The sequence below is a fragment of the Microcystis sp. M44BS1 genome, assembly GCF_020244875.1.
In the GTDB taxonomy this organism is placed as follows: Bacteria; Cyanobacteriota; Cyanobacteriia; order Cyanobacteriales; family Microcystaceae; genus Microcystis; species Microcystis panniformis.
The window spans coordinates 1-25,105 of record NZ_JADBVM010000273.1 but is presented as its reverse complement, the minus strand read 5'-3'; the positions used below and the strand labels follow the sequence as shown (position 1 = coordinate 25,105).

The 25,105-nt window shown below is 41.0% G+C and carries 16 protein-coding genes, 1 tRNA gene and 2 pseudogenes; 4 read left to right on the top strand and 15 right to left on the bottom strand.

What is annotated here, in order from left to right:
• Positions 1–18 precede the first annotated feature (18 nt).
• The 3 genes from IM515_RS20740 to IM515_RS20730 are packed head-to-tail and all read left to right on the top strand — an operon-like array spanning position 19 to position 2,664.
• Positions 19–510: a hypothetical protein gene (locus tag IM515_RS20740; RefSeq protein WP_287698168.1), complete on the top strand. Its 492-nt coding sequence runs from the start codon at positions 19–21 to the stop codon at positions 508–510.
• Positions 511–569: 59 nt separating this feature from the next.
• Positions 570–875 (top strand): hypothetical protein, encoded by a 306-nt coding sequence (locus IM515_RS20735; RefSeq protein ID WP_287626959.1) that lies wholly within the window; start codon positions 570–572, stop codon positions 873–875.
• A gap of 1 nt (position 876) precedes the next feature.
• Complete coding sequence (locus IM515_RS20730; protein ID WP_287626958.1) at positions 877–2,664, top strand: hypothetical protein; 1,788 nt, start codon at positions 877–879, stop codon at positions 2,662–2,664.
• A gap of 4 nt (positions 2,665–2,668) precedes the next feature.
• Here IM515_RS20730 and IM515_RS20725 read toward each other — a convergent pair whose 3' ends face one another.
• The 9 genes and pseudogenes from IM515_RS20725 to IM515_RS20685 form a co-directional block, all read right to left on the bottom strand.
• On the bottom strand, positions 2,669–2,854 hold the full coding sequence (locus IM515_RS20725) for a hypothetical protein (protein ID WP_287626957.1): 186 nt from the start codon (positions 2,852–2,854) through the stop codon (positions 2,669–2,671).
• A gap of 81 nt (positions 2,855–2,935) precedes the next feature.
• Positions 2,936–6,121 carry a tape measure protein gene (locus IM515_RS20720; RefSeq protein ID WP_287626956.1) on the bottom strand — a complete coding sequence of 1,062 codons (3,186 nt, stop codon included), beginning with the start codon at positions 6,119–6,121 and terminating at the stop codon, positions 2,936–2,938.
• Between the two features lie 475 nt (positions 6,122–6,596).
• Entirely contained in the window at positions 6,597–7,757 is a 1,161-nt protein-coding gene (gene grrM, locus IM515_RS20715) for a cyclophane-forming radical SAM/SPASM peptide maturase GrrM/OscB (protein ID WP_002768470.1), read from the bottom strand.
• Positions 7,758–7,955: 198 nt separating this feature from the next.
• Entirely contained in the window at positions 7,956–9,077 is a 1,122-nt protein-coding gene (mltA, locus tag IM515_RS20710) for a murein transglycosylase A (protein ID WP_287626955.1), read from the bottom strand.
• 177 nt (positions 9,078–9,254) lie between these two features.
• Positions 9,255–9,746, bottom strand: a pseudogene (locus IM515_RS20705) (CNNM domain-containing protein); the annotation flags it as partial.
• 33 nt (positions 9,747–9,779) lie between these two features.
• On the bottom strand, positions 9,780–10,292 hold the full coding sequence (locus tag IM515_RS20700; RefSeq protein WP_287626954.1) for a PEP-CTERM sorting domain-containing protein: 513 nt from the start codon (positions 10,290–10,292) through the stop codon (positions 9,780–9,782).
• Positions 10,293–10,331: 39 nt separating this feature from the next.
• Positions 10,332–20,267 (bottom strand): FG-GAP-like repeat-containing protein, encoded by a 9,936-nt coding sequence (locus IM515_RS20695; RefSeq protein WP_287626953.1) that lies wholly within the window; start codon positions 20,265–20,267, stop codon positions 10,332–10,334.
• Positions 20,268–20,790: 523 nt separating this feature from the next.
• Positions 20,791–22,125, bottom strand: coding sequence for a hemolysin family protein (locus IM515_RS20690; RefSeq protein WP_287626952.1), 1,335 nt, complete (start codon positions 22,123–22,125; stop codon positions 20,791–20,793).
• 32 nt (positions 22,126–22,157) lie between these two features.
• On the bottom strand, positions 22,158–22,451 hold the full coding sequence (locus tag IM515_RS20685; protein ID WP_002768475.1) for a hypothetical protein: 294 nt from the start codon (positions 22,449–22,451) through the stop codon (positions 22,158–22,160).
• 64 nt (positions 22,452–22,515) lie between these two features.
• Here IM515_RS20685 and IM515_RS20680 point away from each other — a divergent pair.
• Positions 22,516–22,588 (top strand) — tRNA-Ile (locus IM515_RS20680).
• A gap of 216 nt (positions 22,589–22,804) precedes the next feature.
• Here the strand turns inward: IM515_RS20680 and IM515_RS20675 are convergent.
• The 6 genes and pseudogenes from IM515_RS20675 to IM515_RS20650 form a co-directional block, all read right to left on the bottom strand.
• Positions 22,805–22,990: a type II toxin-antitoxin system HicA family toxin gene (locus IM515_RS20675; protein WP_002768477.1), complete on the bottom strand. Its 186-nt coding sequence runs from the start codon at positions 22,988–22,990 to the stop codon at positions 22,805–22,807.
• Entirely contained in the window at positions 22,987–23,271 is a 285-nt protein-coding gene (locus IM515_RS20670) for a type II toxin-antitoxin system HicB family antitoxin (RefSeq protein ID WP_287698166.1), read from the bottom strand. Before IM515_RS20670 ends, IM515_RS20675 begins: the two co-directional genes overlap by 4 nt.
• Before the next feature lie 272 nt (positions 23,272–23,543).
• The gene (locus IM515_RS20665) at positions 23,544–23,846 is read right to left on the bottom strand and encodes a hypothetical protein (RefSeq protein WP_287626949.1); all 303 of its coding nucleotides are present in this window, start codon (positions 23,844–23,846) and stop codon (positions 23,544–23,546) included.
• Positions 23,847–23,953: 107 nt separating this feature from the next.
• Complete coding sequence (locus IM515_RS20660; RefSeq protein ID WP_002768490.1) at positions 23,954–24,370, bottom strand: type II toxin-antitoxin system VapC family toxin; 417 nt, start codon at positions 24,368–24,370, stop codon at positions 23,954–23,956.
• The gene (locus IM515_RS20655; protein WP_002768492.1) at positions 24,352–24,579 is read right to left on the bottom strand and encodes a hypothetical protein; all 228 of its coding nucleotides are present in this window, start codon (positions 24,577–24,579) and stop codon (positions 24,352–24,354) included. The genes IM515_RS20660 and IM515_RS20655 overlap by 19 nt, the downstream gene beginning before the upstream one ends.
• 279 nt (positions 24,580–24,858) lie before the next feature.
• Positions 24,859–25,105: pseudogene (locus tag IM515_RS20650) on the bottom strand (protein kinase); the annotation flags it as partial.

Genomic DNA, 25,105 nt, shown 5'->3' with positions numbered 1-25,105 from the left:
GTGATGATAGATAGTCAAATGATGCTGACTACTCAAGCGCATTTGCTATTACTAAAATTAGTGCAGAAAATTTGCACTCAGGAGGGAATGAGCCGAGAGGAAGCAGCCAAAATTATCGATAATCCTTTGGAGTATCCTGAGATAGCAAGTAAATATACTCAGGACTTGGAAGATATACTGGAATATCAAGCGCAATTGGGAGCCAGTGCTAGATTACAGGAAGTGACGGCTCTGGTTAAATATCGGGCTATTCACCCAGACGCTTTTGATGGTTCCGGCAAAATTTTGCCGGACTTGGAAAAGGTTCGATCGCTTATTGGAATTCCTGATTGGTCGGAAGCCGATACGCTCTCGCTGGATCAGGATTTGTATAAGCAAATATCGGATTTTGCTGATAGAGAAAGGGAAAAAAAGCCTCTACCCCCCTCGACCTCGGAGAGCAAATCGAGCAGATTGAACAGTACCTCAGTAGAGGAACCTTTGACTGGTCTACTTTCTATTGGCGAGTAAGAGGATCGAGGATAGGCCACGAGGAAAGATTCTCAGCCGATAGATTCGGTGAGCAGTCTGTGGATTTTGTCTTTGATGCGTGGCAAAAAGCCTGGGAATTGGAGAAAGATGAAAAAAACTTGCTTGCCAGACCAATTGCACTGTTTTTCTGCGATTACTTTAACTCTAAAGCTGGAGAAGCAGTGGTGGCACTCGAAAGATACTTGCCTTTTGGCGAGGAAAGTTCGAGCAAGATTCCATTATCGAAAGATAAAGCGGCATGGGCTTGGAAAATCATTCATTCGGGCAAGTTGCACCCGAAATGGGTAGGGGTATTGGGTGAGGAGCTTAAGGAGCTTCAGTTGTTAGCCGAGGTGAAAAATTAAGATGGTGGCTTTATATGGATCTGTGCGGCCGCAATTAGGACAAAATGATTGGTCCGTGACGGCGAGTAGCGGCGGATCAACCAGTACAGGGGGGACGCTAACTTTTTTTCTGCAAGCCCGGAACCGAGCGGGTCGCAACTTGTTGAGCGAGGGAAAAGCTGTCACTTGGACTGCGGGTCAACAAGTGGTGGTGACGATTAATGCCAGTGCTAGGCAGTCGGGAGAGGATATTTTTAGTTTTATCCTGAGTGCTTCTACGTCCACACCGCAGCAAGCGAGGCAATTAGCCGAATGGCGGGCTAAAAATACTAATCAAGTTACTAACAGAACTTTGCCGGCAACTATCACTCTGAATAGTTCGGAGTTGCTGTTATTAGCCCCTACGGTGGCTAATTTAGCGGCACTGCCTACGACTAGGATTAATGGCATGGTCAGACAGGTGGGAACGGTTTTTTATAAGTGGGATAGCGAAGCAACTGAGGGAATACAAGCAGGGTCGGGCTACTGGGTACAAGTGCCTAGAGCCACGACGTTTTTAAGTTCGACGGAATCAGAGGGTGGATGCGATCGCTCTGTTGAAGCCGATAACGCAGAGGTGATTTTGCCGCTTCCCTACGCTGGTGACGGGAGCGACTCTACCCCTGTAGTTTACTGGCTGCTTAATGGGTTTTCAGAAGATACGGGGACAAGTTGGACAGTGGGTACTTTGATCGGGTTAGCGACTGTTCTAAACGAACAACCGACTACGGTCTTAGACGGGAAAGCCCGGATTAAGGTGTTGGGGAAAGTGCGCCGTTCTACGGGAATACTAGAAAGTTTGCCAGAAAGTAACGCTGTTTTCGTTAATTCTGGGGATTTTGTTTTTTCTTTATCACAAGAAATCGATCGAGGTTATGGAATTGCGATCGAGATTAGTTTAAGGTTTGCATTAGCCGAGTTAACGGGCTTTATTCCCGTTGATGCGACTGTTAATATTTATCCTTTTCTTCGCAGGCAAGTGGGGATTTTTAATCCTTTTGGCAATTTTTTCGGAGAAAGCGTAGTATCAGGAGGGGATAAATGGCGAATTCTGCCAGAAATTATCGGATTTAAGCGGGGGAGTGGAATAGGCCAAATAAAGGGGTATATCACACCATTTTTAAGTTCTGAGATATTTTTGATTGGGCTGTTAGCCGATACTGCTAATCAAAAGGTTTGTGTGTCAGGAGCTTTGGGTGGCTCTTGTACAATCCGCGCTAATCCTTTGCAATCAGAAGCTATCAGAGCAATAATTTCAACCTTGCCAGGGGAATCCACTCCAAGCGCCTGGACTACCCCTCTAGCGATTCAAAATGGGCAAATTTTTCAAGCCACAGTGACTTTCCCCTCGACGGTGCGATCTAATTATCCAGATGTGATTGCGGGAATGAATGCTTCTTTTAATTGTCCACAATTGCGAGTATATTTCCGCATTGGTGGGGTGATTTATCGCCGCAATCAGCCGATAAATGTGGCGGGAGGATCAATTACTTTTACTATTATGGATTTGTTGGATACGACAATAGTTTCAAATTTGCCTAGTTCACCTTCACCAAATTTTAATTTTTGGAGCTATAACCCGATTACTACTTCACTTTCTAGCGGTACGGGAACTTTATCAGGGAATATTGAGGTGGCTGTGTCCTACTTTTATCCCAGTCCTAATCCACGATTAACCAGTATTTCTCACAGTACAGCATTAGGCGCTTTACCAGAATTTGAAGCTTCCCTATCTACTGGAAGCACTGATTGGGATAGCACCAACTGGTAAAACTTTAACGAATAGAAGTGGAACTTAACCCAGAATCATTAAACAGTGGCAAGTATCGAATCTCGGAGCCTAGCCGAACCTTAGCGACGCTGGTTCCCTGAGTAGAACTACTTTCGATTATTTCGATTGTGGGCAGTTTTTTCTTTAAGATTTCAGAGATTTCTTTAGCTGTATTTTGTAGATTGTCCATTTTTGAGTTATAATTGATTTATCATTTTCTTAGAAATTTATTTGGTCCTGAACACCTACGAAAATGTTCAGGCTATTTTTTTTAAAATAAAGAGATTTGGTCAACGACTTTTTTTAAGTCTTGTAAGGTTTGATTCCGAAGCCGACGGAATAAATCGGCATCGTTGGAACCGTTGCCAGAAGATTGATTAAAGGTGTTATTTTGCACCAAGGGCGGCCTTTTGAGCAAATCGATGATTGTGTCCAACTTGCCTGTAACTGCCTTAATGTCGGGCAAAGAATTGGGCTGTAGCAATTCTGGCATCAAGGGGGGAACTGTAGGCATTGGTCGATTGATCATATCCGAAACCCTAGCAGGCTGTTGCAGTTGGCCTCCCAAAATATTGCCAGGAGCCGATAAAACACGAGAAAGAACAGCTATTGGATTGACTAGATTGGAAGTCGGAGCAAATCGCTGCCACTGAGGTTGACTGGGAGATTGGGGTTGACCGGGAGGTTGAGAGGGCTGTTGAGGGTTGCGAGCGCGGGCGATTTCTCTTTGTTGGTCAAATCGCTGATCTCGCTGTCTATCATCAAGCCGATTGCGATCGCTTTCTTGAGATAGGTTTAATTGTTCTTTTTGAATGGCAAGTTTTTTTTCTTGGGCTTGCAGATCAGCGAGGGTGTTTTGTTTTGCTTTTTCCGCTTGCTCAATCTCAAGCTGGCTTGAGATTTGAGCTAATTGTAATTTTTCACGGGCGAGCGCGATTTCTTGTTGGGCAAATTTAAGCCGCTCTTGAGCGATCGCTTTTTCTTCTGGATCTTTAGCTATTTTGAGAGCGGTTTGCGCGTCTAACACTCTACCTTGAGCCGATAGCTCCTCTTGCTTTGCAGTGTTCTCAGTTTGCAATGCTTGCAGCTTGGCAGATTCGATCGCTTGTTGGGATTCGATCGTTGCTCTTTGTTTGGATAATGTTAGTCGTTGCTGTTCAAAGTCTAAATTTTTGCGGGCGAGTTCTTGTTGTTTTTCGAGGGTTTCCTGCTCGATTTGTCGTCGCTGTTGGGAGATTGCGGCAATTCGTTGGGCGATCTCTAATTCACTAGCCATCGGGTTTAAGCCGATTGATACGAGGTCACGTTGAACGACGTTGGTTTCGTCAGGGGAAAGCCTGCCAGAAGCCAAATCTCTAGCTAATCCCCTTGCTCTTTCAAGGTTGCCAAGTTGTATATCAAGGTCATTTTCTACTGAACTTAAACGAGATAATTCCAATTCTGCGATCGAGTCTCTTAAGCTTTTTTGCCGTTCTAGACTTGAGTTAAGAAAATTGATAGCAGATAGCTCACGGTCAAGAAATTTAAGCTTTTGTTGCTCAATGGCGATTTGTTGATTGGAAAAGTCCAAAGTTTTGCTTTGCTTATCGATTTTACGCTGTAAGGCTTGCGCTTCTTTTTCAATACGCGCTTTTACGGCTTCCTCTAAGGATTTTTCAATCCTCATTTGTAACTCCAAAAGCGAGATTTGCTTTTGGATTAATTCTTGCTTGGATTTATCAAGCTCTGGACCCTTAAGTCCTTTCAGCTTTTCAGTCTCAGCCGATATTTCGACTTTGATTCTTTTTTCAGTAGCTTTAAGTTTTTCGACTTCCGCTTGCTGTTGAGTCAAAACACCTTTTTTTACTAGCTTAGTAACCTCAAGGTTTCGCTTTAATTCCAGTTCGATCGCCTTGGTTACTTGCTTATCTAAAGCAGCAGTGGGGTCAACCTCTCCGGGCTTTTTAGGAGGGGATTTCTTTTCTTCTTTTTTGTCTTTTTCAAGTTCGGGGGGAAGTCCTATTTTTCTTTTTTTTCTAATTGCTTCTCGAAAGTCTTCTTGCGTCGCTTCTTCTGGCAAAACAAAGTCAAGCCGATCTGGGCTACGCCCTTCTTTTATTGCTATTTGTTTAGACCGTCTTTTTTCTTTATCAATCTGATTAGCTGCTTCGCGAATAAAATCTCCTTCCGTCACAGTTGTCTCGTTCTTTCCAACAGCTTGCGGACCGATGTCTTTCAAGGCATCAACACGATCTTGTAATTTTTTAGGATCAATTCCTTTTTCTATAGCCAGTACAGCTTCTGGTTGTACTAATCCTGTTAAAACTCCTAGTTTTGTATAGCCTTCTACTGTTGCAGATGCTAATTCCCCAGCAACTACAGCCGTTTTAGATAATAATTGCAGAAAAATTTTCATCAATTCGATTGTTTTTGCGATCGAATCAGGATTCTCTTTAAGATAAGAAGCAAACTCTTGAGCTAATTCCGTAGCCGATTTTAATCCTTCGACCATTGCACTTTGAATAGCATTTGATGCTGATTCAATCAATTCAGGATTTTCTTTAAGAGTATCGCTAAAATCTTTAGCAACTTGACCAACCTCATCCCACAATCCCTTAGTATTAGCAACCTTCGCCACAACTTGACTAACAGAATCAATAGTTGTCACAATTGCTGGTTTAAGAGCGTTAAACAGTGCAACCTGCGCCCCAGTGAATTGATCGTTAAAGTTACTAAGTTGACCAGCCACGGTCTGTGACTGGTTTTTCATCTGGTCAAAAAACTTACCACCTTCGGAAGTCAAACGAACAAAAGCTTTTTCCAATAGAGGAAAATTAATCCGACCTGTTTCTGTTAGTTTTTTAATCTCGTCTTCATTTCTACCAAGTAACGAGGCGAATTCCTGAATAATTGGGATACCTCGACCCACCAGTTCGTTTATATCACCTTGGTAGAGCCTACCAGCAACGCGACCTTTGCCATAAATTACAGCCAGTTCATTAATATTTAAGCTTAAAGCCGATGAGACATCACCAACCCGCCGCAGGGTATCAATTACTTTTTCAGATTCAAATCCATAGGAAAGAAGCGATCGAGTTGCGGCTTGTAATTCAGGCAGTTCAAAAGGTGTCGTACGAGCAAATTCTGCTAGTTCTGTAATAAGTTTTTTGGCTTTACCAGCATCACCCAATATAGTTTTTAAGCTGGATTCAAACTGTTCAAAGTTTTGCCCTTTTTGAAAAGCCTCATCAATAAACCCTCTTATTGCTCTCGTAGCAATATTTATCGGGGCTGTAATCAATTGCGTAATTTGAGCGCCGATTTGACTACCAATACCCATGAGAATACCATCTTTGATGGATATCCCCATACTTTTGCCCGAAGAAGCAGCCGCTCGTTCTGCTTCATCAAGTCGCCTTTGAAGCGTGGTAATGTCAGCTTCTAATTTTAAAACTAGCTTTCCAAGATTTGTTGTCATATATTTTTCCCCAATACCTCATTGATTAATCAATTCGGGACAAAAAATCAGGGGTTATTTTTTTCGGCAAAATTTTGCCGGTTTAGATAGATGCTTATTTTATGAGGTCAGGCTGTATATTTTGATACCGTTCTCTAAGTTGATACTAATTTGGGCTAACTTGATACTGATTTTGTCAACTACTAATTTTTTGTTGAGAATCAGTTGCAATTAAAATACCTGAAGCCCTTATGAAAAGTTAATCTATCAACTTTTTTTGATGCAAGTTTTCAGATGTTGGGATCCCAAGTATCTGAAGTGAGATCCCAACTATTTGATAAGTTACAGGGACTAAGGGGGGATCGGCACCCCCCTTATTAAGGGGGGCAGGGGGGATCGAACCTAAAATCCATTTTTAATTTAATTATAACCAGCTACTTAACTGATAACTGATAACTGATAACTGATAACTGTTTACTGATAGCTAAAAAAGTCTTTAAACTTCTAATAAATTTTCTAGGCGATCGAGAACAATATCGGTGATACACTTAATCCGGTATAAACAGGCTTTAGTATCTGTGGAGTTGAAAGTGCCATTTTCCCAATATTTGTTACTACCGGCACCTCCCCCACAAACGCCAAAATAATCGCATTTTTGACGACATAAATCGACTCCACCGCGCATATCAGCGTAAATTTTTTGAAATTTCTCAGTTTCACAGATAGATTCTAGGGAATCGGTCAAAACATTACCAAAGATAAAATCGCCGTAGGGTTGGGTTTTAATCGATAGTAATTCAGGATCAAAGGTGGAAAAATTACCTTGATTATCAAAATTGACAATCATAAAAGGTCGATTCATATCGGTATTTTCTAAGCGTTCATCGGCATAAATCAAACTACAGATCGATTCAAATTCCCGCAGCTTAAATTCTCCTTGTTTGGCCGTGACTAACTCCCAAAATCTGGCGATAAACTGGCGATAACGTTGTTCAATTCCTAATTTATCTAAGGAAGATTGCGAATGAATCCCCTCAGTTTCTTCCATATTAAAAGCCACATCGGTAAGACCATGATCCCAAAAAAAGTTAAAAATTTCGTCGGGATATTCGAGAGAATCTTCTGTTAAAACAGCGATGATACTGACATCAATTTCATGTTTTTGCAAGAAAGAAATCCCCCGCATAGTAGCAGCATGACTGCCAGTTCCCTTACGGTTTTGCCGGTGGATATCGTGAATAAAAGCTGGTCCATCAAGACTGACTCCCACATAAACATCATGCTTTTTAAATAATTGACACCAAGCATCGTTAATATAAGTGGCGTTAGTTTGTACCGAATGACGAAAACAGTAACCCTGCTGATTATATTTCTCGCTAACTTCCGCAATTTTAGCAAAGGCACTTTCATAAAAACTGATGGGAACTGCTAAGGGTTCACCTGCGTGCCAGCAAATGGTAAAATCATTTTGGAGAAAACGACTACTAAAAACCCTCTGAAAAATCGGCTCGATTAAATCTAAGGATAGGGTATTTTTTAAATGGCGATCGGGTAAATAACAGTAATCACAATTAAGATTACAAAAAGAAGTCGGCTGCACGACTACTAAAGTAATTGGACCACAATCCGACCAATCTATATTTATGGTTTTTTTCATGATTCTATTGTTTAAATTCTCCCTTAAGTGGGTGGGTGGAATTAAATATAAGATGAACGTAGGTTGGGTTGAAGCATGAAACCCAACGCCCGCATAGTTGACGCTACCGCTAACCCATCCTACAAATAATTGTGCCTCCCTACTTAACTATGATAACTGATTCTGGGAAGTCTATCTTAATTCTACCTATACTATTTCCTATTCCCTCAATAATAAATAATATAATTGACCGGGGGTATTAACTAAACCAGCTTTATCGCCAGCATTTTTTCCTGTTCCCATAAAAATATCTACCCTCCCAGTACCTTTAATTGCGCTGCCAGTATCTTGATCGAGAACATAGCGACTCACTAATTTTTTATTAAGATTTTCCTGGGGAATTTCTGTCTCAATTACCGCTAAAGCACCGGGGGGAAAAATACTTTTATCTGTAGCGATCGATCTTTCTGGTAAAACCGGAACTCCAATACTACCAGTGGGAGGCGCACCGTGGGTTTCTCGAAAGAAAATAAACCGATTATTGCGGGGAATATAATTCTTTAATTGCTCGGGATTATTTCTGAGAAAATCTAAAACCATTGGTAAGGTTAAACCCTCAGCAGGAAAAATACCATCGGCAATCATTTCTTTTCCCAGACTTGTGTAGGGATGCTCGGTATTGCCATCAAAACCAATGCTCATAATTTGACCATTAGGTAAACGTAATTTCGCCGAACCTTGCACATGAACTAAATAAGCTTCTAAGCGATCTTTTAACCAGACTAATTCGTATCCCGCTAGACGGCTATTTTCCCCCAGTAAACCATCTTTTCCCTCTAATTCTACCCTAGCTGGATGGGGTTTAGACCAGCGAGAAAAGTTAGCAGGTTGGCGATAGAGAGGATATTTATACTCGGCGTTTTTTTGCCGACTTGCTTGATAAATTGGCTCAAAATAACCAGTAAATTTAACATTTCCCTGGCTATCATTACCTAAAGAACGATACCAAATAAATTCTTTTTTAACTGTATTTTGTAGAGCTGCGGGAGTGGGAGAATTCTGCACTAATTGACGAAACCGTACCAAGGAACGCTGCACTCGCTGACGAGTTATTTCTGGAATAGGATAATTTTGATAGGCACGGATCGCCGCCGAGCTATTCAGATAACGTAAACTATGATCGATCGCTTGTAGTAGGGTTTTTTTGTCCGTTGGCAGTCGTTCATCGTATCCCGTAGATTTTCCTAATTGTGAGATTTCAAGGCGTTCTAGGGGCAAATTTGCGGGGGTGAGGGCAATTAATCCCAAGCTGAGGGGGAGGATTGTCAAAAGGTGTTTCATGGTGACAGGAGTGGGCAGCTATTGACGCGATTAACAATCAAGAAGGATCAATGATAAAAGTTGTTTCTTATTTATATCATGAGGATAATTGTTGTCGATAAATCTTAATTTGTTCCAAGCGAGGGCTTAACTTAGATATAATGGTAAATTCTAAATTTTAGTAATATAAATGTTCTCCCACCTTCGGTATTTGTTGAGAATACCGATAAAAGGCTTAAAAATCCAGGAAATAACGCCAATAGGTGCTGCTAATAACCGCGCCATCGGTTCGGCATAAATTAAAGCTAGGGATTTGGGATAAAGTTCCCCAAAAACTATCTGGAGATAGGCAACAATTAAAAAAGCTAGACAAAGAGAGAACCCATGGGAGAGAAGATTTTGCCAGTTTAAAGAAAAGGGTAAAAAACTTAGTAATTTCCTCACAAAAACGGTCATGGTACTCTCGCCGATCCAACCTAAAGCTAAACTAGAAAGGGTGATACCTAATTGGGTAGTGGAAAGTAAGCGATCGAGACTTCTTTGTAGAGATTGGACCGTCTGCGCTGGCACATCTCCCGCAGCCATTAGCTGAATGATGCGGGTACGACAGACAGACACGAGCGAAAATTCCGCCGCTACGAAAAAAGCATTGAGGACGATTAGTAAAAAGACTAAAATTAAACGAGTCAATCTTACCCCAGCCTAGGCCTTTTTCAGCAAACCCTAATTAAATCTTGATCTGACCACTAGCAGTGTACCAAAAGCAATCAGTCCCAAGCTCAAGTTAGATTCGGGGACGGTAGTTGGGGGATTTGATGCACCTGTAACAGAACCAGTGACGATATCACCATTAAAATCACTAACAACATCATTTAAAGTAACTGTCCCTTCTGCTGTCGTTAAAAAGGGAGAGTTAAAAACTAGAGAGAGGCTATTAGAGCCATTAACCCAATCAATAGCTTCTATACCACTCCCAGTAGGATTAGCTAAACTAATGTTAACTAAGTCAGCCTTCGTGAAATTGAGAAGGCCAATTATAATGTTACTAAAAGTAAGACTGGGAGTTGCACTATTTTCATTGTCGATGGTGAAACTACCGGTAATCGGGTTAGTTCCAGCCAGAGAACCATTATTAATAGTCCAAGTCAGTGCTTGAACTGGTATAGCGGTTGAGAAGCTACTAACAAGCAGGGTTGTTGTAACAGCTAAGACAAAGTTAGGTGGGTTGATTTTCATCTTGTTTATCCGAGTTAAGTTTTGGTTATTGGTAAGTAATTAGAGAGAGACAAACCATTCAGGATGATTGTTCAATCCCGTGAGGGAATTACCGAGATTGTCAGTAACATAAGCTAAGACTTCAGTTCCCCAAAGAATTTGGTTGCTGTTAAAGCTTAACTGTCCGAAGTTGATTCCACTGAGAGCCAATTTATCGCCTTGAGCAGAGTTGAAATCAAGAATGCGATCGCTACCATTTCCTGACCTGAGAACGAAGCTATCAGCACCCGCACCGCCATAGAGGAAATCTGAACCTAAACCACCATCAAGTAGATCATCTCCTTCTTCTCCATAAAGTTTATCTATATTTCCCTCACCATAGAGACTGTCATTACCACTTCCACCGTTGAGAACATCTCGTTGGTTGGAACCGATTAACAAGTCATCACCAGCACCACTTTCTAAGCGGTAAGTACCGGATTTACCCAAAGCATCGATGCGATCATTTATTGGGGTTCCTTTAATCACGCTACCGCCAGTGGGAACTAATACTGGGTGGAACACTTGTAGGGTGAAGTTTGTACTAACACTTGCTCCCGGTTTATCAGTTGCAGTTACTTTTAGATTCAGATTACCAACATCATTGTAAGCAGGAGTTCCACTAAAAGTTTTGGTTGTTGGGTCAAAGGTTAACCAACTGGGTAAAGCATCACCGTTACTGAGGGTAGCTGAATAAGTCAGGGTATCGTTTAGATCAACATCAACAAAGGTATTAGTGGGAATTTGGAACTTGAAACCGGTATCTTGTGTGGCGATTTGATTGGTGATCGGATTTTGGACACTTGGTGCAGTATTATTTAGGGGATTAAAGGCAATTCCCTGTTCAATCCAGACCTCAATGGCGGTATTTGTAATGCCATAAATTTCATAAACTGCTCCCTCATAAGCATCAGAGCCTAATTTAGTCCAAGGTACAGTGGAAGGATCAGAGTAATAAGCACTTGAAGCAACACCGTTAATCAACAGCTTTTTATTGCCGTCGAGCATTTGCAGCAAGCTAGACTGATTAAATTGAACGGAATTATTGTAGCCAATATCAACAGCTTCAATATTAAACAGATGACCAATGTTAGCATCTAGATAAAGCCGAGTTTGTTGACCTATTGTTTGGGGAATAAAGATAGTGTCAAAACCCCCACCTCCATCAATTTTACCGATAGTTTTACTATCAGTGCCGAATTCACCACCTAAGCCAATTTGATCATCTCCTTCGCCGCCGAAAGCATAAATCTGAGAAGTGTTAGCGGTGGGGATTAACATAAAGTCATCGCCATTTTGACCCCGCAACACAATCTTAGGAGTAGTAACATTCGAGGGAATGGTAAAAACATCATTACCATTAGTCCCATCAAAAAAGGTATAGTTATTGCTATTTTGTTGATTTACAGTTAACCAATCTTGACCATAAATTGCGTAGGTCAATTGGTAATCAAAATCCGACATCAGAAAATCATCATAACCGTCACCATTGATATCCCCGGCTGCACCCTGCTGGTAGAGAGTTGTGCGCTTGGGTAGTCCTTGAACAGAGATAGAAGTAGGGAAGGTATTAGTCGCATCACCTAACAAAAGTTGCCCATTAATGGTAGGAGCAGTTTGAGACAGCAAAATATCATCATAGCCATCGGCATTAACATCACCAACAGCATTCGGTAGTTGGGCCACACTTGTTATTGGTAGTGAATCATTGACGTAGTCTCTTGATAAGACAACTTGCGTATTTGTTCCAAATTGCGACAGGTTAGAGCCGCCGTAAAACACCTCACTATTGAAACCAGAGTAGAACTCGGTCAAATCATACGATTCCGCATAAGCTGAGCTAAGAATATCTAAATAACCATCGCCGTTAAAGTCACCTGATGTGTTCTGCACATAACTATCATAAGAAGCCCCGAAAGAAGCTACAGCTTCGATGATAATTTGAGGCGAAAGAGCACTACTGATCACCTGAATTTTGCCATTAACGTATTGCCAAATTGAGGGCTCAATAACATAATAAAAGGCCATATCATCCCCAAATCCCCCCACGATGAAAATTTCATCAATCCCATCAGCATTAAAATCGGTGGCACTGAGCGTCAAGGTTGGCGGAAGGGAATAGTTACTTTGATTGGGAAGTGAAATAGTCTGGCTAAAAGCAGGCTGACTGTTAATACCCGAAGCTGACCCTAAATAACCGTTGATATTATTACCATCTCCCAACACCAGAAGATCATCATATCCGTCGCCGTTAATATCCCCACTCACAATTTGGGAAAGATTACTGGGTAGAGAGGTTAATGGTGTTTGCGCCGATAGGACATTTTCAAGCAGGCTATTTCCATGGTTAACAGCCACATCATTAACGAATAACGAACTCAGAGTTTGACCAGCAGAGAGAGTTGTTCCGTCATCTAGTGGTGACTCTCCATGCAAAACTTTAAGAATCTGACCATGGCTATCAATTATACCCAGATCTCCTTGATTATCCAAAGCCAAGAAGGCTCCCGGATTTCCGGCTGTATTACTTGCCCATACTGCTATACCACCGGCATTATAGATGACAAGGTTACCATCGCCTTGCATAATGACATATTGCCCGCCTTGCCCGTTAGTATTTGAAGCCCACACTGCTCCAGCACCATCATATAAGACAAGATTGCCATCAGCTTGCATGATTAATTCATAATTTCCCGCCACAATATTGTATGTACTATTCCCTTGGGCAAAATCAGCATATCCGTCAGCATTGAAATCCCCAGCAGCAAGCAATTGAACCGATGAGGTTGCAACGAGATTGTCACCAAGATTGAGAGCAAAAGTTCTTTGACTGCTGGTATTAGTTAGAGTACTGGCTCCTAATGTTAACTGATTACCGCCTGGTATTCCCTTCAAAGAAGTATTAACAAAGTCGTCAAAGCCGTCGCCGTTGACATCTCCTACCCCAACAGCCGCATTAGGATTAACTTCGATGAAACCATTGTCGCTCCGTAAATCATTGACATTGAGGGAAAGTCCACCCTGTAACCAAGGATGTCCAATGGCCACATAAGCCTCACTATGACCATTACCATCATTACTACTAGGGGCACCCAAAATAATATCATCTCCCCCCGTATTAGAACCGTAATCGCCATTAATATCACCAATACCATTAAGATTCTGTCCCACATTACCTGCATTAGAGGGATTACTATTACTTAATGGGTTAGCTACTCCTTGGTATTGGAAAACACGAGAATCTGTCAGATTGGGATCGAGATAAATTGTGCCACCCGATGAGAAGGCATTTGTACTGCCAAAGACTATATAGGCACTACCAGCATTACCATAAGCAAAAGGTGCGCCGATGAGTAAATCACTAATTTTGTCATTGTTAATATCACCTCCATTAGCAACAGCCCAACCCGCTTGTCCTAAAGCTAAATTCCCTTCAAATGTCACTCCTTTACCCGCGCCAATAGAGGCTAAACTCGAAGGTAATGAACCAGAGTTTCCGAATATTACATAAACTTTGCCGAGATTAGTAGTACCACTAACCGCCGCATTAGGCGCACCGATTACTAAATCTAAATGACCATCTCCATTCAAATCTAGGGTGGTTATCGCATTACCAACTCCATCATAAAAACCGTAGTTTGTAGCAGGATCACTACTGGGTTTACCTGTACTTGGATTCAGTTTACCGTTAATTTTTCCACTGGTAAAGCTGGTTATGCCATCAAAAACCCAGTTAGTTGTGCTAGAAGTGCTGGTTAAGTTGATAGATGCGTTGGTATTTGACCAATTAAATTGGGTTCCTGATAATACATAAATTGCACCACCATAACCGCGAATATCTTGAGGATTGCTGGGATCACTTACTGGATTAACGACAGGCGCTCCGATGGCTAAATCAAGTTTCCCATCTTCATTTAAATCTAAAACCTGTACAGCCGACCCTAATCCTTGTCCCGCACTGGGTGCGTTAATGGTAGCAAGAAGACTGGTGGTAATGTTGTTACCCGACCCAGATAATTGATAGACTTTCACCTGATTACTTAAAGGAGAACCCACTATTAATTCAGGTGTTCCATCTCCATTTAAATCTGCTAAAAGGATCGTTTCTCCAAACCCATCGCTACTATTTCCTGTGAGGGGTGATGCAGCTAAAGTATTAAGCGCTACGGTGGTACTGTTGTTGGGAATTACTGTCTTATCGAAGACATAAATATTGCTATCGTTCGTTCCCCCACCGTTAGTTGAATTGGGAGCGGCTATCCCATACCAAGTATTAGTAGAACCAACCCAAGAACTAAGACTGCTACCACTTTGGGGAGAGGCGGATGTAGATGGTGTTCCCCCAGTAATTTTAACTACTTTTTGCGTTGACTCGGGATTATCTAAATCAAGTCCTTGGTCTGAAACTTGCACACTAGCAGACCCAAAAACCAAATATACACTACCGTCACTATTATTAGCTCCCGGTGCAGAAATCCAGAAATCATCAAGGGGTGCATTGTTATTATTACTATTGGTATCACCGTTTACATTCCCCGCACTACCTAAAGCTTGACCTAATTGATCATTGAATGGACCAATCATGGAAAAACCACTATCTATAGCCAATAAGTTAATCGTTTGGTTGGTATCCTGTATAGTGGCGTAAGCGGTTAAAGTGGTTTGTTGACCATCTTCGAGGATTAACTTAAATTTCTCATTGAGATGTTCTAATAAGTTATCGTCAAAAATATTCACCTCAATGGTTTTGCTGATTTCACCAGGGACAAATGTTATCGTTCCGGCTTGATGTTCGTAATCGGCTCCGGCGGTGGCGCTAATATCTACTGTGCGATAATTTAGGGTTTTGCTAGTATTGATGTCACCTTCTCGCGTAATGGTAAAAGTCACTTTTCCTTCATTTTCTTTGACGGTTTTATGACTCACTGAGAAGACACTGTTACTGGTGCTACCGGTGGTGGGATTACTAATGATATTATCAATCTGATCCGGTGGTGTCGGATTAGAATCTGTTTGGATAGAATTAGCCGTATTCCAATTATTTCCGTTATAAATACTTTGGCCAAGACTGGAGGTTCCGGTTGTGGAATCAAGTACAATCCAACCCAAAGTAATACTATTATTACTAGCATTAACATTGATGCTAGAAAAACTCAAATTAGAGCCAGAAAGGGTAGCAACGCTAGATTGATAGTTTTTCCAACTTCCTGTCGTTCCACTAGGGACCCAAAAGGCGACAGATAAGTTAGTTTGAGCCGTTTCTCCTGAACCTGTGCTAGTTGTCCATATAGCGAGAACACCGTAGGGAGTTGAGGTTAAACTTTGTACAGATTGACCAGGTTGTAACCAAGGGATGGCTGTAGGGGTTGAATTATTGGTATTTAAGGTTCCATTACTTACTTGTCCGATGACATAGTTGGAGGTGATGGTTTGTTGTAATTGATTGAGAGCTTCACTGGAAACGGTATTAGGCGCACCGACTAATAAATCGGCTTTACCATCGTTGTTTAAGTCTCCTACTGCACTAACAGAAGACCCACTGAGTTGATTTGCGCCTCCTTGACCGATTATATAACCCTGAACAGTTGTGCCGATGTTACTAACATTAATACTAGCAACAGCACCAATATTGTTACTGCTTCCTCCGTAGATGACGTAACTTACACCGGCTTGATTATTACCACCATTGGGTTCACCAATCAGTAAATCTCCTACACCATCACCGTTTAAGTCGCCAGCACCGGTAACTTCGGTTCCAGCACCGATAATAGTAAAGCCATTTGTTCCATTGATTTCGGAGAAACCAACACTGTTATTTTGAGTTGAAGAAAGACTGGAATTACCAAAAACAATGTAGCTATTTCCCGCAATATAATTCCCATTAGCATCTTCAGTGGCGGGATAGCCAACAATGACATCGTTAATACCGTCGTCGTTAACATCACCGGCGCTACTGACTTGTAATGGTGCAGGGTTGTCTAAATCATCAAAAATAACAAAGCCTTGACCTGGGTTTATGGTTCCTAAGTCTAGGGTTTGAGTGGATAAATTTGCACCAAATAGGATAACTGCGGCTCCTGTTCCACCGATGAGGAGGTCAGCTTTTCCATCCTGATTAATGTCTGGAATTAGAGCCGTGCTAGTTATATCTAGCAGGGTTTCTCCATTAATTGCTGAGGTACTGTTAGTCAGGGTAATTGTCCCACCTAGATAACTTTGAGTGGTCAAATTAGAGTTGGAGTTATTAGAAACAATGCTATTACCTTCGTTTAGGCGACTAACTCTTGAAGTATTGGGATTTGTGCCTTGATGGAGAGTGTGAATATTATTCCCTTGCTGATTGCGAATATACAGACCCCCATCCTCGCCCAACGCAAGATAAGCCCCCTGATTTCCGGATGTATTGGTTGACCAGTAGGAGAGTGGAGATAAACCCGCCCATTCATATAATACAAAGTTGCCGTCTGATTGCATGACAGCTTGATAATAAGTGGCATATTGAGGCTCTGAGGGGGAAGTTGTGGTACTCCAAACTTTAGTATTAGTGGTTTGATTAAATAAGACTAAATAACCATTTTCGTCGATGCTCAGAGTAAATAGCTCGTTAGCAATCGATTGGGACAGTATTAGGGTAATTTCCCCTGATTCTTGATTAGCATTGGGTGACATGATGGCGTAGTCTGCTTGACCATCTCCATTAAAGTCATAACCCCCTGTTACGACTGAACCAAAACGGTCACCAGCTTGTCCATTGGGGTTAGTAATTTGTTGTCCGTAAGCAGGATTATTGCTGAGTAAAGTATCAATATCAGTGATGCTTTGAGGCGTTTCAAATAAGGTTCCCCCATAGAGTAAATAAGCGCCTCCTTGATTATTATTGAGACCAGGCGCACCAATGATTAAATCGCTCTTACCATCCCCATTGACATCTCCTGCATTGGCAATACTATAACCCAATTCACTCAAGGCTTGTCCTGTTAAAAGCAGTCCATTACTACCCAAATTATTGAGGTCATTAACTTGGTTATAGTCTTCTGCAAATACCACATAAACGCCGCCTTGTTCATCATCAAAATCCGGTGCAGTCATGGCAAAATCAGTTTTACCACCACTATTAACATCTCCTAAAGCCGTTACTGCTTGACCAAAGCTGGCAAAGTATTCATTGTCTAAAGTCCAATAAAAACCCGAAGCGTTAGCATTGGCAGGATTTTCTGAGAAAGTCCCTAAATCAACCTGATTATCTCCTGTTTGTCCATATACTACATAAACTTGTCCGGGTGGGGTGGTCGCAATTTGTTGCACGGTAGGGTTATTAATAGATTCATATTGCCAAGCAATGACGACATTACCATTATTATCGAGGGCAATATTCGGGCGTTGGTTAGCCCCTGCTGTATTTGAGATAGCCTGTAAACTGTTTACATTCCAAGTAATATCATTATTTTCTAATGTTCCCGTCAAAAAGTACAAATAGGAAAGATTAGCTGAATTATCATCTACTGTTCCGGTAAACGTGCCATAAACCGTTGTGTTATCAGGAGCAATAATGTAAGAAATATCACTACTATCAATTAAATCGTTGACATCCTCTCCTAATAATCCATAAGAAGTAGCATTAACTAGGTAAGTTGTTGAATTAGGTTCGGATGAAATACTGACAGGTAATCCTCGGTAATTTTGACTGAAACTGGTTTCCCCAGTTGAACTAGAGACTTTATCAGCAATTCGGATATAAGAAACATAGGAAATGGAAAAGAAAAAGAAATTAAATTCGGCTTTACCTTTGTTGGTATAAATTGCTTCCTCAAAACCATGTTTATTAAATTCTTCTGTTTGAACCCCTTTGACGGATAAATCAATAAATCCTTTGGCTATACTGGCCTTGAGATAAAGACCGGTATCTATTCCCAAATTGAAGTCATCATCATCCAAGGTATCTGCTAAAAAGCTAAAAAATTTAGTTGTATCTAGATGCCATTGAAGTTCAGAACGAGGGGTTTCTTCGGTTGGTTCTTTGCCATTTTCATCCACCAGTTTAAAAAAGTAATCACTGGCTTCTATACTTCCTAAATTCGTTCCATTCTCGTCAAACTCAATTTCTGTGGCAAAAGCTATATCAAATCCTAATACAGGACCCCCACTAATGCTTAATATTCCTGCTTCACTGAGTTCATTCAAGAAACCACTTGCACCGGGGAAAAGACTATTTAGAACTAAATTAATCGCATTGACTTCTAATTCAAATCCACCACCCGCTTTAGCCTTAACACTAGAAGGATAGCTAGTTACTTCTTCCCATTGCCCACTCCCTTGAGCAAAAGCTGAGATATCCAAGGAAACATAACCTTTGAATAAGCCACCGGCTAAGGAGCCAGCATTTACAAAACTAGAAAAACCTCCTGCTTCTTTTCCAAGAGTTAAACTAAGTCTTAAGCTATTAGCAGCAACAGGAGACTGACTGCTAAGTTTTTGAGTGGTAGCATCAATTTCTGCACCGATATTAAGGGAAAAACCATGCAAAGCTTTTTCAATACTCGGTGATAGATGGGGTAAATTACCTGTTCCTAACCCGACACTAATAGAAACATAAGGAGGGAGCGTAATAATTCCAGATGCTCCGTCCAAAGCCCCCGGAACAATTGAGTAGGCAAATTCTTTTCCTTTGGGTTTAAAGGTTAATTGATTTGAGTCAGTGGCTGTTACAGGAAGTTGACTAATATCGACAACTTGACTAACTGCTTGGTTATTTTTTCGAGTCGTTACTAAAAGATTGTTATTACTTAAAGCCACAACGTTTAAATTTGTGTCTTCTAATTCATCGTCAGTCAATTGTGTAGGAGAACTCCATTGATAGCCGCCATAAATAGAAGAACTTAGGGAAGAAGTATAAACTTCCGCATTATTGCCACTTCCCCCTATCCAAGAAGCAACAACTCCTCCATTTTGTGTCTTAGTTAAGGTTAAATTGGCGGCGCTTCCTTGACTTTGGCTTCCAATACCACTATTAAGGGGTGTCACCCCAACATATTGACCATTGGTATTAGAAGGTTGATAACCGTAATAGATTTGTCCGTTTTGATTCCAAACTGCATGGGTGACACCATTACCATCTGTAACAGTCGTCAGACCAAAGGGTTGGCCACTGGAGTTGTTTAACCCTAAAATTGAGCTAAGATTGCCCACTTGATAAGGAACACTTAGGTTAGTTATTCCGTATAAAATTCCCGTTTCGTCGATTTGAATTTGACTAAAAACGGGTAAGTTAGCAATAATATTATCCAACTCAATAAAGGTACTAGCACCACTTGACCAAGCATAAATATTGCCGCTATTGTCTAAACCCAACAGAGTTTGACTGTTGAGAGAAACTATTTGTTGGAAAGCGGGATTATTACCCCCATTAAATAGATTAAAATTCGTTCCATCCCAGAGGTAAAGACCACCTTGATTATCTAATGCCCAAACCGAGCCATCCCCTTTTCCTGTTGTAATCTGAGTAACACCACTCAGACCAGTATTAAAACCTGCATCAAATTGTTGTGTCGTTGTATTCCACACATATTGTTGAATGCGATTAGACAGATCGAACTTGATAATTGTCCAAATCTCATTATCATTAATAGCAGAAAAAGAAGCAAAAAAGTCTGTATTGGTGGCTGATTGCACTAGAATTGGATCTGCCCATATCTGAGAAGTGCTATTCCAAGACGTTAGATAATAACCCGCTTGTCCTGAAATATTACTGTAGATTAAAGCATAAAAATTACCCGCATTGTCAGAATCTATACCAACAATCTGACTTGGTGCTGGCAAACTCGATACATCGACCAGACTGTAATTTTGAGTGGCATTATCCCAGTAGTAATATTGCCCATTTGTCGTACGAGCTAATCGCTGAGTAGAATTGCTCACGATAGTTTGTTGAATCGTACTATAGTCTATCAGATTACTCATGGCGATTTAGTGTTCTAGATAAATTGGGAACAGATAAGCCTTTTTCTCTCTTTCTTATTGGGATTGGACGGCTTAAATTTTCAATAAAAACATTGTAGCATTTTTCCAGATGTCAATACTGTCCAGGGTGAGAGCATCTCAAACGCTATTGACAATTGACCAATTTTGTGATCTGCGTGGGCAATTCAATTGATACCAGTCAATCAGAATAGTTACGAAATCTTCATAATTTGGTCGATTTTTGCTTAACAATTGAGAGGGCAAATTCTCCTCAAATATGCCTGAATCGCCCCCTGGGTAAGCAACTTACATATAGCGCTTTTCATGTTACTGAGGTATCGACAAGTTTTGCCAGCAAAGGGTTTAAGCTCCTTGCTCATACCTCATTCTTATGAAAACTGCTATAAAGTTGATTTTGTCAAGAATTATTAAGATGCGCTTGCTTACCCTGATAGGAGTGGGCAGCTATTGACGCGATTAACGATGGAGAAGGATAAATGAGAAAAGTTGTTTCTTGTTTATATCATAAGGATAATTGTTGTCGATAAATCTTAATTTGTTCCAAGCGAGGGCCGACCTTAGAAATAATGGTAAATTCTAAATTTTGGTAATATAATTGTTCTCCCACCTTCGGTATTTTTTGCCAATGATGGAGGATAAAACCGGCTAGGGTTTGGTATTCATCGGCCAAGGGTAAGCTTAAATTTAATGCTTTGTTCACGTCCTCTAAATTCATTTGTGCTTGTACGAGAAAAGTTGATTCATCGAGGAGTTGATATTCCACTGTTCCTGATTGATCACTAGGGGGAAAAGTTCCTAGAATCTCGCCGATTAAATCTTTCAGGGTTAATAAACCGGCTGTTCTGCCAAATTCATCCACAATGATAACCATCTTTAAGAATGATTCCTGCATCACTGTCAGTAATTCATTTAAAGGGGTAGTTTCGGGGAAAAAACGCACAGGTTTTAACCAAGGTTTAATCGGGGTTGTTAAATTTAACTGACCTTCGACAAGGGGTAAAGCTAAATCTTTAAAATCGATCAGACCACGGATATCATCACCGGAATCTCCTGCCACAGGATAACAAGAATAGCCACTGTTAACCACGTTGAGCAATAATTCCTGAAAAGTTGCGGTCGAGGGAATAGCTATTAAACGGTTATGGGGAACCATAATTTCTGCGGCAGTAATTTCGCTAAACTGGAAAACATTATTTAAAATTTTCCTTTCCGCTGCTTCTAATCCCGTTAATTCCCCTTCCATGCTGATAATTAATTGTAATTCCTCGGAAGTTACCCGACTAGAACGCTGCAGATCCACTTCGGGAATACGGGTTAAAACCAATAAAAAACGAGTTGATTGGTTGAGAATACCGATAAAAGGCTTAAAAATCCGGGAAATAACGCCAATAGGTGCTGCTAATAATCGCGCCATCGGTTCGGCATAAATTAAAGCTAGGGATTTGGGATAAAGTTCCCCAAAAACTATCTGGAGATAGGCCACGATTAAAAAAGCTAGACAAAGAGAGAAACCATGGGAGAGAAGATTTTGCCAGTTTAAAGAAAAGGGTAAAAAACTTAGTAATTTCTTCACAAAAACGGTCATGGTACTCTCCCCGATCCAACCTAAAGCTAAACTAGAAAGGGTGATGCCTAATTGGGTAGTGGAAAGTAAGCGATCGAGACTTCTTTGTAGAGATTGTACCGTCTGCGCTGGCACATCTCCCGCGGCCACTAGCTGACTGATGCGGGTACGACGGACAGACACAAGCGAAAATTCGGCCGCTACGAAAAAAGCATTGAGGACGATTAGTAAAAAGACTAAAATTAAACGAGTCAATAAATCCTGATTATCCATAGCGAAAAGGCAAAATTCGCCTTTTTTAAAGCCTATCCTTTGGTTTCGTCCTTTGATTGCGGTTGGTTTTTCTGTTGTTGCATATAAACTCTCACTCTTTTAATTACTTCTTCTTCTTTCACGGGGATAAAAGTTTGATTGCGACCATAACTGGTGCGATCGTTGGTAAACTTTTTAGCGGGGTTGATATCCGGTTGACTGACTCCCTTCAGGGAGGCGATTCCCAATTGATAGGCTACCCAACCGCTACCGAAGCCGGCGGCTAACATGGCTACCATCAAAAGGAGACCTAACTGCAAGGAGGTGCTGATTGCAAATTTTTTCATCTTGGTGGGGCTGAATTTTCACGTTCAGAGTAATTACCGATCTATAATGAGTTAATAGTATAACCCAGGGTTGGCCGAGCGGTTGAGGCAACGAACTCATAATTCGTGCTAGGCAGGTTCAACTCCTGCACCCTGGATAGTTTTGATGGCTTCGGGTGATCGGCTTCGACTGCACTGGAGTAAGTGCAGAGTGTAGGGTGCGTGTTTGCGGCTACCAATTCGGTCAAAAAACCAAAATTAACAAGCCGCCGTAACGCACCGATTATATTATCTCTTGTTTCAAGGCTCTGCCTTGGAACACAATATTTAAGGCTCTGCCTTAAAGAGTATTCAGGTAGAATCCTTGCTTCTGATCAAGGTTCTGGTATCTCCAACTGACGAAAAATTCTCACAGCAGTAAACTCGACAATTTCTCGATGTCGAGGGATGGCTGCGCGCCGACCATTGAGGGGATTTTCCCAGATGGAATGTTCACTTCCTTCTCGTACTAATTGACAACCCTGTTGACTGAGATAACGTAACAAATCTCGACGCTTCATGAGGCGATCGAAGTCGGTACAATTTGGACATGGGTTGATGCAGAAAAGATTAGATAAATTGGTTCTTCTAAATCCGCTTCTGGGTCTGTTAACAACGCATTAGGCAAGGGTAAAGATTCCCCCCTAGATAAATTAACTTCTGCCATGTCCACCAGCGCACTGGCTAAGGAACGGCGTACTGCTGCTAGATCATTTCCCCAGGAAATCACGCCAGGGAAATCCAAGACTTCTCCATGGACTCCCTGTTCCAAAAATTTATACATTGCTTTGTAGGTAAGCATCCAATTTATACTCCTTTCTTTCACCGATATATTTAGTAAAATGTAGGGTGCGTTAGGCGGCTACCAATTCGGTCAAAAAACCAAAATTAACAAGCCGCCGTAACGCACCGATTGTATCATTAATTGTACCTAATCTAAAACAGGCTTCTAGCCTGTTCCACGGGAAGATGGCCTCGGGGGGATATTGGTTGATAGATAGATAAAGATTAACGCTGGTCTCACCCCCTCGCAATCACAGAGTGTAGGGTGCGTTATGCTATTCCTAAAAAAACCTAAGAAACTAATTCAAATTCAACCTTCATTTTTAGGGCTGTAGCTATGAGATTTAACAACAAAAAAGAGTTTCCTTCATAGTCAGCATTTTCTAAAGCTTTAATAATAGATTCATCAGTATTAATTAATTCTGCTAAAGCTTTTGTCGAAAGATGATATGTTTCCTTTATCTTAAATATTTTTCTGGCTACTTCGTCATCAATACGAGCTTTTTCTAATTCTAATTGACGCGCTGGATTATTAACATAATAACGGTGGTAAAGAATTTTTAAGCCATCGGCTGTTGTTTGGGGTGTATTCATATTAACTCCTGAAAATAAGTGTGTAATGCGGAGTAAGGGTTTGTAGTTTTTCTAAAATAATTTGCAGGTGGGGAGTTATGGATATCATGGCAATCTCAAGTTCATATTTAAGGCAGAATAATAAAGTAGCTCATGTTATCGGATTGAATTAAATTGAAATGTCTGTGGTCTAATGTCAGAATTTGGTTAATAGAATAGCGTTCTGCCATGACCAGTAAACTAGCATCAACTAAGCCTAACGGTAAATCTTGATAACGAGTCATAATTTTAAGAGCTTTTTCTAAATCTTCTAAATCGAAGGGAAGCAAACTATATTTTCCCTGTGTAATATCCATCAAAAAAGCTCTAGCTACTCTTTCACCGAGATATTTAGTCGCTAAATAATCAACTTCTGGTAATACCGTCACAGGCACAAAAACTTGCTGATTTTTGATCGCTTCTACGACAATAAAATGATAGTGATCGTCTCGGTCTAATAGGGCAATAATTCCACTGGTATCTGCTATTATCTTTCGTCCTGCCACAATAATTCCTCGCAACGAGTTGATAGGTCAGACATTCCACTAGCTCCCATCCCAATAGATGGGGGTAAAGATGGGGAATCATTGTCTTTTATTGGCTCATTTTCTATATTTTCCCCTATTTCTTTAAGGATTAATTGAGCAATATTTTCCTGTCGATCTGCTGGCAGAGTAGCTAATTTTTTGAGAGCAAGTTCTAATAATTTAGTCATGATTTTTTATTCAATGAAAAAGTTCTAATTATAGCGCACCACTTTTATCATTCATTCTACCTGAATATAACGACGAGAAAGATTGCTTCGGGGGGATATTGGTTGAGAGATGAAGGTTAACGTGAATATCCCCCCTCGCAATGACATCTTTGTCGGAAAAAAGCTTCCTTTGACTTGGCGAAGCAATCAGTGTCAGGTATCGAGTTCCGCAAAATGCGATGTTTCCGCGATCAAAATCCCCAAAATTATCCTTGACAAAAGACCTGAGATCGTTATATCCTACAGCTTACAAGTCTTTGCGCGAGAGAAGATAGCTTTACCTAACGCCTCACAAACGAATGCCATCCATTCGGGAGTATGTTTGCCAGGATTAGCACCATAACCCGGTAGGTGAGTTTTGGGGGATGCTGACAATATATAACCCGGTAGGTGGGCTTTGGGGGCTGCTGAATTAAAAGTTAACTGTCCGTAGGACAACCACCTCCAATCCTTAAATATACCTCCTTTTCTCCAGCCGACGCAATCG

Excerpts from the sequence above, each read along its gene's own strand:
- IM515_RS20740 (WP_287698168.1), top strand. The coding sequence starts at position 19 with ATGATGCTGACTACTCAAGCGCATTTGCTATTACTAAAATTAGTGCAG.
- IM515_RS20730 (WP_287626958.1), top strand. The coding sequence starts at position 877 with ATGGTGGCTTTATATGGATCTGTGCGGCCGCAATTAGGACAAAATGAT.
- IM515_RS20725 (WP_287626957.1), bottom strand. The coding sequence starts at position 2,854 with ATGGACAATCTACAAAATACAGCTAAAGAAATCTCTGAAATCTTAAAG.
- IM515_RS20720 (WP_287626956.1), bottom strand. The coding sequence starts at position 6,121 with ATGACAACAAATCTTGGAAAGCTAGTTTTAAAATTAGAAGCTGACATT.
- grrM (WP_002768470.1), bottom strand. The coding sequence starts at position 7,757 with ATGAAAAAAACCATAAATATAGATTGGTCGGATTGTGGTCCAATTACT.
- mltA (WP_287626955.1), bottom strand. The coding sequence starts at position 9,077 with ATGAAACACCTTTTGACAATCCTCCCCCTCAGCTTGGGATTAATTGCC.
- IM515_RS20700 (WP_287626954.1), bottom strand. The coding sequence starts at position 10,292 with ATGAAAATCAACCCACCTAACTTTGTCTTAGCTGTTACAACAACCCTG.
- IM515_RS20695 (WP_287626953.1), bottom strand. The coding sequence starts at position 20,267 with ATGAGTAATCTGATAGACTATAGTACGATTCAACAAACTATCGTGAGC.
- IM515_RS20690 (WP_287626952.1), bottom strand. The coding sequence starts at position 22,125 with ATGGATAATCAGGATTTATTGACTCGTTTAATTTTAGTCTTTTTACTA.
- IM515_RS20685 (WP_002768475.1), bottom strand. The coding sequence starts at position 22,451 with ATGAAAAAATTTGCAATCAGCACCTCCTTGCAGTTAGGTCTCCTTTTG.
- IM515_RS20675 (WP_002768477.1), bottom strand. The coding sequence starts at position 22,990 with ATGAAGCGTCGAGATTTGTTACGTTATCTCAGTCAACAGGGTTGTCAA.
- IM515_RS20670 (WP_287698166.1), bottom strand. The coding sequence starts at position 23,271 with ATGCTTACCTACAAAGCAATGTATAAATTTTTGGAACAGGGAGTCCAT.
- IM515_RS20665 (WP_287626949.1), bottom strand. The coding sequence starts at position 23,846 with ATGAATACACCCCAAACAACAGCCGATGGCTTAAAAATTCTTTACCAC.
- IM515_RS20655 (WP_002768492.1), bottom strand. The coding sequence starts at position 24,579 with ATGACTAAATTATTAGAACTTGCTCTCAAAAAATTAGCTACTCTGCCA.